Below are 9,298 nucleotides of genomic sequence, written 5' to 3' on the forward strand. Positions count from 1 at the left end.
TAAGAGACAGCATCGACACTTATCCCGCTCTTTTGCACCTTGCAGCGCGGTTTTGCCTGGCCTTAAAAAACAAAAGGCGACACATGAGGTGTCGCCTTGTCACAGCCATTAAAGCCGCTTAGAAGCCGGATTGACCCGGTACTTTCTCAGCCTGGATGCGCTGGTAGATCTCTTCGCGGTGTACGGAGACCTCTTTCGGCGCGTTAACACCGATACGGACCTGGTTACCTTTAACGCCCAGTACGGTGACAGTCACTTCATCACCAATCATCAGGGTTTCCCCTACACGACGAGTCAAAATAAGCATTCGCTTGCTCCTGTATCCTGTTTTGTTTTTATATCGATATGCGACATTATCTTACAAAGATACCGATATGGTAAATGGTTGAAACTAAATCAATCAGCGATTGTTAGCCCAAAGGCTGCTCTTGGGGCGCTTGATCCAATCCAAAAGCGGCGTGCAGGGCCCGCACCGCCAGCTCCAGATACTTCTCGTCAATCACCACCGAGATTTTGATTTCAGAGGTAGAAATCAACTGCATGTTGATCCCCTCCTCGCCCAATACCTTGAACATGGTGCGCGCAACACCGGGATGGTTCCACATGCCGACACCGACAATGGAGACCTTGGCAATCTCGCCATTCCCCTGCACGCAGGAGGCTCCCAGCTCAGTGGCGGTCTCCTCCAGCAGCGCACGAGCACGGCGGTAGTCGTCACGATTCACCGTGAAGGTGAAGTCGGCGGTGCCATCTCCCAGGGTATTTTGCACAATCATGTCGACATCAATGTTGGCGTCGCTGATCGGGTTCAGGATCTGCGCAGCCACGGTCGGTCTGTCCGGCACACCCAGAATGGTCAGGCTGGCCTCGTTGCGGTTAAAAGCGATCCCGGATACCAGGGGAGCTTCCATCCTCTCACCTCCATATGTGATTAAGGTTCCCTCTCCGTCGACAAAGCTCGACAGCACCCGCAGCGGGACGCGGTACTTGCCCGCAAACTCCACCGAGCGGATCTGCAACACCTTGGCGCCGAGACTGGCCATCTCCAGCATCTCCTCGAAGGTGATGGTGTCGAGACGACGAGCCTTGGGCTCGATGCGCGGATCCGTGGTGTATACCCCATCCACATCGGTAAAGATCTGGCACTCATCGGCCTTGATGGCCGCCGCCACGGCAACTGCCGTGGTATCCGAACCGCCGCGGCCCAGCGTCGTGATGGCGTTATGCTCGTCACGGCCCTGGAAACCGGCGATCACCACCACCTTGCCCGCAGCCAGTTCGGCCTGAACCAGCTCGGTGTCGATGTGGGTGATGCGCGCCTTGCCATAGGCGGAATCGGTATGAATCCGTACCTGATCGCCAGTCATCGAGACCGCCGGGCAACCGCGTTTGTTCAACGCGATGGCCAGCAGCGCTATGGTGACCTGCTCACCGGTGGAGACCAGTACATCCATCTCGCGCCGGTTGGCATCAGGATCCAGTTGCTGGGCCATGCCCAGCAACCGGTTGGTTTCGCCCGACATGGCGGAGACAACCACCACCACGTCGTGTCCCTGGGCGCGGGTCTGCTCGACCCGCTCAGCTACCGCCTCGATCCGCTCCAGTGTGCCGACCGAGGTGCCGCCGTACTTCTGTACATAGAGTGCCACAGATCACCTCGCCCGATTACAGGCGCTCTTCCAGCCAGGAGTGAACGGATTGCAGCGCTGCCGGCACCGCCTCAGGCTGGGTACCACCCGCCTGTGCCATGTCCGGACGGCCACCGCCCTTGCCACCCACCTGCTGGGCAACCAGATTGACCAGCTCACCGGCCTTGACCTTGCCGGTCAGGTCGTTGGTGACACCTGCGATCAGGTTGACCTTGCCATCGGCACAGGTTGCCAGCAACACAACACCGGACTTCATCTGGTTCTTCAGCTCGTCCAGCATGCCGCGCAGGGATTTCGGATCGGCCCCTTCCAGCGCTGCAACCAGCACCTTCTGACCGTTGATCTCGATCACCTGACCCAGCAGGTCGTTACCGGCCTGAGCGGCCAGCTTGGCCTTGAGCTGCTCCAGCTCGCGCTCCATCATCTTGGCCTTGTCCAGCATCTGGCGAACCTTGTCGGCGATGCAGAACTGGTCACCTTTAACCAGGGCAGCAGCCTCTTCGATCTGCTCGCCAACCTGATGCATGAAGTCGATGGCCGCTTTGCCGGTCACCGCTTCGATACGGCGCACGCCAGCAGCGATACCGCTCTCGGCGATGATCTTGAAGAAGCCGATATCACCGGTACGCTTGGCGTGAGTACCGCCGCACAGCTCGGTGGAGTAGTCGCCCATGCGCACCACGCGCACGTCGTCTTCATATTTTTCACCAAACAGCGCCATGGCACCGGCGGACTTGGCCGCTTCCAGATCCATCAGCTGGGTGGTGATTTCGTGATTGGCGCGGATCTGGTTGTTGACCAGCTCCTCGACCCGGCGAATGGTCGCCATGGTCAGCCCCTCGAAGTGGGAGAAGTCGAAACGCATGCGCTCGGCCCCAACCAGAGAACCTTTCTGGGTGACGTGCTCGCCCAGAGCCTGACGCAGAGCTGCGTGCAGCAGGTGAGTCACGGAGTGGTTCAGGGCGATGGCCTGACGACGGTCAGCATCCACCACGGCCTCGACCTCGGCCCCCTTCTCCAGGGTGCCCAACTCCATGTAGCCCTTGTGGATGATCGCCTTGCCCGCTTTCAGGGTGTCGGTCACGGCAAAGATGCCGTCGTCCACTTTCAGGGTACCGCTGTCGCCAATCTGGCCGCCGGACTCGGCGTAGAAGGGGGTCTCTTCCAGCACGATGACCGCTTCGTCACCGGCAATAAGACCACTCACCTCTTCCACACCCTTGTAGATACCGACCACGCGAGTGCGCTCGCTCAGGGTCTTGTAACCGGTGAAGGGGGTCTCGAAGTCGAGCTTGAGCATCTCGTTGTAGTTCACGCCGAAGCTGGACGCTTCCTTGGCACGAGCACGCTGCTTCTCCATCTCGGCCTTGAAGCCCTCTTCGTCGATGCCGATCTCGCGCTCGCGCACCACATCGGCAGTCAGGTCGGCCGGGAAGCCATAAGTGTCATAGAGCTTGAACACCACTTCGCCCGGAATAACCTTGGCATCGCCCAGGTTGGCCAGAGCGTCTTCCAGCAGCAACAGACCGCGATCCAGAGTGCGGACGAACTGCTCCTCTTCGATGCGCAGCACACGCTCGACCAGCGGCAGCTGGGCGATCAGCTCGGCAGCGACATCCTTCATCTGCACTGCCAGCTCGGCAGCCAGTTTGTAGAAGAAAACGTCGGTCGCACCCAGCTTGCGACCGTGACGCACGGCGCGGCGGATGATGCGGCGCAGCACATAGCCACGGCCTTCGTTGGACGGCATCACGCCATCTGCCACCAGGAAGGCGCAGGAGCGGATGTGGTCAGCGATGACGCGCAGGGACTGGTTGCTCAGATCGGTGGTGCCAACAATCTCGGCCGCTTTCTTGATCAGCGCCTGGAAGATGTCGATTTCGTAGTTGGAGTGCACACCCTGCATGATGGCGGAGATCCGCTCCAGACCCATGCCGGTATCCACGGACGGACGCGGCAGCGGCTCCATGGTGCCGTCAGCCTGACGGTTGAACTGCATGAACACCACGTTCCAGATCTCGATGAAACGGTCGCCATCCTCTTCCGGTGAGCCGGGACGGCCGCCCCAGATGTGATCGCCGTGGTCATAGAAGATCTCGGTGCAGGGACCGCACGGGCCGGTATCGCCCATCGCCCAGAAGTTGTCGGAAGCGTAAGGGGCCCCCTTGTTGTCACCGATGCGCACGATGCGATCGGCCGGGACACCGACCTCTTTTTCCCAGATATCGAAAGCTTCATCGTCAGTCGCGTAGACGGTCACCAGCAGGCGATCTTTCGGCAGCTGCAGCACCTCGGTCAGGAAGCCCCATGCAAACTTGATGGCATCCTGCTTGAAGTAGTCACCGAAGCTGAAGTTGCCCAGCATTTCGAAGAAGGTGTGGTGACGAGCGGTATAGCCGACGTTTTCCAGATCGTTGTGCTTACCACCGGCACGCACGCAACGCTGGGAAGTCGTCGCGCGATTGTAGGCACGCTTGTCTGCGCCAAGGAACACGTCCTTGAACTGGTTCATACCCGCGTTGGTAAACAACAGGGTCGGGTCGTTATGCGGTACCAGCGAGCTGGAGGAGACAACCTGGTGCCCCTGGGAACGGAAATACTCGAGAAACGCAGCGCGAATCTCTGACGTGGACATATACATGGAAAATCCTGCTTGATTCGAATACGGACTTTTAACCGCATTAATGTAAGTTTTCTGCGGGGTAAAGTAAAACGGACAGGGCCGCCACGGGCGAAAAAGCGCACATAAACGGGCCAGAAAAGAGCGCCACTGCTCACAGTGGCTTTTTTCACTATCGAGAGGCAAAAAAGCAGCGCAGAAAGAGGGATGAGATGAACAAAAGGCGGCTTTTTCGGAATTGCGCTCGCAACCTACTGAGCCGGCAGGAAAAACCTGCCACAAGAAGAGGTAAAACGACTGTTGCCACGCAGTGGCGTTACTCCTCCCGCTCCTGCAGGGCCGAGATGGCGTAACGGGCCTGATCCTGGGTGAAGCCGCGCCCCAGCAGATATTTGAGCCACTTCATCCGCAGCTTGAAATCGGCCAGATCGGCAATTTTTGCCCGTCGCTCCAGCAGTTCGAAGGCAAGCTCGAACCAGTCCAGCTCGGGTTGCTCGAAGGCGGCATCGATCTGGCCATCATCCAGCCCCTTACGACGCAGCTCGAAACGGATCTTGAGCGGGCCATGTCCCTTGGCGGCACCGGCCCGCACCGCCATGGCACCATATCGCTCGTCATTGACCCAGTTATAACCGCGGCAGTAGTCGACCACCGCCTCGATCACCTCTTCCTGATAGCCCTGCTGGCGCAAGCGTCTGGCCAGCTCCGACTCGGCACTCTCGCGGCGGGCCAGACTGCGCATGGCATAGCCGCGGGCAGCGGCCAGCTGTTCGGCAAAGGTCGGCTCGGCGGGCTCGAGCGATTCGGTCACGGATTCATCTACCATCATAAATAACAAGGCCGGGTATCTACCCGGCCTTCCTTTGTTCCTTATTCGAACTCTTGTTCGCTTTCGGCATCGAACTCTTCTGCCTCAACCGATGCAGCCTTGTCATCGACAGGTACGGCACCGGAGAGCAGCAGCTCGCGCAGTTTGGCTTCCACTTCGCCAGCCAGCGCCTTGTTCTCGGCGAACAGCTTCATCACGTTGGCTTTGCCCTGACCAATCTTCTCGCCGTTGTAGCTGTACCAGGCACCCGCCTTGTCGATCAGCTTGTGCTTGACGCCGAGATCCACCAGCTCTCCCTCTTTGGAGATGCCGGCACCGTAGAAGATCTGGAATTCGGCCTGCTTGAAGGGAGGTGCCACCTTGTTCTTCACTACCTTGACGCGGGTCTCGTTACCGACCACTTCGTCGCCTTCCTTGATGGCGCCGGTACGACGGATATCCAGACGCACTGAGGCGTAGAACTTGAGCGCGTTACCACCGGTAGTGGTCTCCGGGCTGCCGAACATGACGCCGATCTTCATCCGGATCTGGTTGATGAAGATGCACAGGCAGTTGGCGTTCTTGATGTTGGCGGTCAGCTTGCGCAGCGCCTGGGACATCAGACGGGCCTGCAGACCAACGTGGGAGTCACCCATCTCGCCTTCGATTTCCGCTTTCGGAGTCAGGGCTGCCACGGAGTCGACGATGATGACGTCAACGGCGTTGGAGCGCACCAGCATGTCGCAGATCTCCAGCGCCTGTTCACCGGTATCCGGCTGGGAGATGAGCAGGTCGTCGACGTTGACGCCGAGCTTGGCAGCATAGATGGGATCCAGTGCGTGCTCCGCATCGACGAAGGCACAGGTCTTGCCCTTCTTCTGGGCTTCGGCGATAACCTGCAGGGTCAGCGTAGTTTTACCGGAAGATTCCGGGCCGTAGATCTCGACGATACGACCGCACGGCAGACCACCGATCCCCAGCGCCACGTCCAGAGAGAGGGAGCCGGTGGAGATGGCCTCGATATCCATGGTCTTGCTGTCGCCCAGACGCATGATGGAGCCTTTGCCGAACTGCTTTTCAATCTGACCCAGCGCAGCCGCCAGTGCCTTCTGTTTGTTCTGATCCATGCCAATCTCCGCTGGAAATCGTGAGTAAAAATGAAGTTGGGCTAAGTATACTGTCTATTCATACAGTATCAAGCCCAATTTATCTGAGCAGGGCCAACAGACCCGACAAGGCCTGTCTCACCGCTTGCTGGCGCACCTGCCGGCGATCCCCGTCGAAGCGGGCCAGCAGGGAGTGGTGGCGGCCATTGCTGTCGGCCCAGGCGAACCAGACGGTGCCGACCGGCTTGCCCTCGGTCGCGCCGCCGGGGCCGGCGATGCCACTGATAGCAACGCTGATGGAGGCAGACGAGTGCGCCAGCGCGCCGCGGGCCATCTCCAGCACCACCGCCTCGCTCACCGCGCCGTGCCGCTCAAGGCTCTCGCGGCTCACCCCCAGCATCTGCTGTTTGGCCTCGTTGGTGTAGGTGACAAAACCGCGATCGAACCAGCCGGAGCTACCCGCGATGTCTGTGATGGCCGTAGCCACTCCACCGCCGGTACAGGATTCGGCGGTCGCCGCCAGCCAGCCCCGTTGACCAAGGGCACGCCCCAGCTCGATGGCGAGATGCTCTATCTCTGCGTCCAGTTTCATCACAGCTCCTTCTGATGCGTGTAAAGGGCACATTATGCGATCCCGCCGCAGCCCCTCGCAACTGAGCTGATTGTCACAAGGCAGATGGCTCGCATCAGCCAAATGGTGGTGTGAGCCAACCTCCCCCGGCGCAGCGCTTATGTGTAGAATGGCGCCATCAAGCTCAAGGCTCATCACCGCAGACCCGGGCCCGCAGAGGCCCCTTCTGGAATAGAACATGACCGCACAACACCAAGCTACTGGCGTCGCGCCAAGCGCCAATCTCAGCGCCCACACGCCCATGATGCAAGGGTATTTACATGTTGATTTTAATGCGTTTTTTTGAAATTTATTTACCTGCCTACGCTTTAGCCTACGCTATAAACACCCTTCATGATTGAGCCTCTTTTACCAATCCTGCACCCACATCTCCAATGAAGGGCATTGTCCAAACATAACAACCTGTATGCTGCTTAACAGCACACACAAATAAAAACACGACTACATCCTATTCAATAAACTTTCAAACCTACATCACCTCCATGAGTTAGCAGGCTGATGTCTGCATTTCACAATTCCTGGAGGAGATATGGCTCACCTGATCGACACCATGGCCTACACCGGCCAAACCCCTTGGCATGGCCTTGGCAATGTCTTGCCCCCGCAACAATCTCTCGATATCTGGCTGCAGGCAGCCGGGATGAATTGGACCATTGAGCAGAGTGACGTAATGTTTAACGTCGCCTCCGATGCACTGCATATCCGTCCCTACAGCGATAGCAAGGTGCTGTATCGCTCCGATACCCTCGCCCCCCTATCGGTGGTCTCAAGTCGCTACAACGTGGTACAGCCTCACGAGGTGCTGCACTTCTATCAAGATCTGGTAGAAGCCGGTGGCTTTGAGCTGGAAACAGCAGGCTCGCTTAAAGGCGGCCGCAAGCTGTGGGCTCTGGCTAAAACAGGTCAGGACCTAAAGCTCAAAGGCAATGACTTGGTAAAGTCCTATTTGCTGCTGGCGACCAGCTGCGACGGCACGCTCTGCACCACGGCGCAGTTCACCTCTTTGCGGGTGGTTTGCAATAACACCCTGCAGATGGCACTGCGTGGCGCTACCGGCGCCATCAAGGTGCCCCACTCCACTCAGTTCGACGCCGCTGCTGTCAAAGAGTCGCTTGGGCTGGGGCTCTCCCATTGGGATGAGTTCAAAATCCAGACCAAGGCGCTGGCACAGCGGCCCGTAGCCCCCGAAGAGGCGCTGCGCTTTTTCAGCGACTTGCTGGCGCAACCGCTCGATGAGGAGAACATCATTCTCACCAAGCCGGTACAACGGCTGCATGAGCTCTATCAGGGCGCAGGCATGGGCTCAGAACTTGCGAGCTCCCGCAATACCGCCTGGGGGCTGGTCAATGCGGTCACTGAATACGTGGATCACCACCGCCGTGCCCGCAGCCAAGATCACCGGCTCGACTCCGCCTGGTTTGGTCAGGGGGCCCAACTCAAATCCCAAGCCCTGAATCAGGCACTCACTCTGCTGCAGTAATTACGCTTCCCCATTCAAATCGCATAACGACCTCACCCGGACTGGCGCAAGCCAATCCGGGCGTAGCCATTTATGCCGTCAACAAGGAATAGTCATGAAAGCAAAAGCCAAATATGGCCAAGCCCTGCGGCTAGCCTCTACTACCCAGTTAACCCGCGAGCAGTGGCTCGCTATCCGTAAACTCGGCATTGGTTCCTCCGATGCCGCCGTCGCAGTGGGGCTCTCCCCCTACAAATGCCCGCTCAGCCTCTGGCTGGAGAAGACCGGTCGCAAGGAGCCGGAGGATATCTCACACAAGGAAGCCGTGCTGTGGGGCATTGAGCTGGAGCCTGTGTTAGCGCAGGTCTATGCCAAACGCACCGGCTTTCGTGTGCGACGGGTCAATGCTGTGCTGCAACACCCCGAGCAACCCTTCATGCTCGCCAACCTCGATCGGGAGGTAGTCGGCCATCCCGATGGGCCGGGCATTCTGGAGATCAAGACCGCCAGCTATCACAGCGCCCCCCAGTGGGAGGAAGGTGTGCCGGTGGCTTATCAGTGTCAGGTACTGCATCAATTGGCGGTTACCGGCCATGCCTGGGCTGAGGTGGCAGTGCTGATCGGCGGCCAGGATTTTCGGATTTACCGCATCGAGCGCGATGAGGAGAAGATCCAGGATCTCACCGAGCGGGAAGCGCAGTTCTGGCAGATGGTGCAACAAGACCAGCAGCCCGATCCTGACGGCTCCAGCGATGCCGCCAATGCCCTGAGCTGGCTCTTTCCCCGCGATGATGGTCAGACGCTGGATCTCTCGGATTCTCCCGAGTTTAACCAGCTGTTTGGGGAGCTACTGCGCTTACGTCAGCAAAAGGAAGCTGTCGAGCTGCAGGAGTCACAACTCAAACAGCGGCTGCAAGCGACCTTGGGTGAAGCGACAGCCGGGCTGTTTGCCGATGGCAAGATCACCTGGAAGCGCAGCAAAGACCGGCTAGCACCGGATCTCGAAAAGCTCGGTCAGGATCATC

8 protein-coding genes are annotated in these 9,298 nt (G+C 58.8%); 2 read left to right on the top strand and 6 right to left on the bottom strand.

All coding sequences use genetic code 11. The annotated features are described in order from the left end of the window. Positions 1–118 precede the first annotated feature (118 nt). The 6 genes from csrA to pncC all read right to left on the bottom strand — a co-directional run bounded on the left by csrA (position 119) and on the right by pncC (position 6,775). The gene (gene csrA, locus AACR93_RS22085) at positions 119–307 is read right to left on the bottom strand and encodes a carbon storage regulator CsrA (protein ID WP_005305164.1); all 189 of its coding nucleotides are present in this window, start codon (positions 305–307) and stop codon (positions 119–121) included. 103 nt (positions 308–410) lie between these two features. Beyond that, positions 411–1,649, bottom strand: coding sequence for an aspartate kinase (locus AACR93_RS22090; RefSeq protein WP_043851985.1), 1,239 nt, complete (start codon positions 1,647–1,649; stop codon positions 411–413). Between the two features lie 16 nt (positions 1,650–1,665). After that, on the bottom strand, positions 1,666–4,290 hold the full coding sequence (gene alaS / locus AACR93_RS22095; protein WP_042033273.1) for an alanine--tRNA ligase: 2,625 nt from the start codon (positions 4,288–4,290) through the stop codon (positions 1,666–1,668). A 295-nt stretch (positions 4,291–4,585) separates the two neighbouring features. Then, positions 4,586–5,095, bottom strand: a complete 510-nt coding sequence (locus AACR93_RS22100) for a regulatory protein RecX (RefSeq protein WP_043851989.1) — start codon at positions 5,093–5,095, stop codon at positions 4,586–4,588. 44 nt (positions 5,096–5,139) lie between these two features. Continuing rightward, positions 5,140–6,204, bottom strand: a complete 1,065-nt coding sequence (gene recA, locus AACR93_RS22105; RefSeq protein ID WP_043851986.1) for a recombinase RecA — start codon at positions 6,202–6,204, stop codon at positions 5,140–5,142. A gap of 79 nt (positions 6,205–6,283) precedes the next feature. Beyond that, positions 6,284–6,775, bottom strand: a complete 492-nt coding sequence (gene pncC / locus AACR93_RS22110; protein WP_033115928.1) for a nicotinamide-nucleotide amidase — start codon at positions 6,773–6,775, stop codon at positions 6,284–6,286. Between the two features lie 568 nt (positions 6,776–7,343). Here pncC and AACR93_RS22115 point away from each other — a divergent pair. Together AACR93_RS22115 and AACR93_RS22120 are read left to right on the top strand one after the other, a co-directional pair. Next, positions 7,344–8,294, top strand: a complete 951-nt coding sequence (locus tag AACR93_RS22115) for a DUF932 domain-containing protein (RefSeq protein ID WP_043851987.1) — start codon at positions 7,344–7,346, stop codon at positions 8,292–8,294. 94 nt (positions 8,295–8,388) lie between these two features. Then, on the top strand, positions 8,389–9,298 hold a 910-nt coding region (locus AACR93_RS22120), incomplete at its 3' end, for a YqaJ viral recombinase family nuclease (protein WP_043851988.1).

The organism is Aeromonas sp. L_1B5_3 (assembly GCF_963866575.1).
GTDB classification, from domain to species: Bacteria; Pseudomonadota; Gammaproteobacteria; order Enterobacterales; family Aeromonadaceae; genus Aeromonas; species Aeromonas jandaei.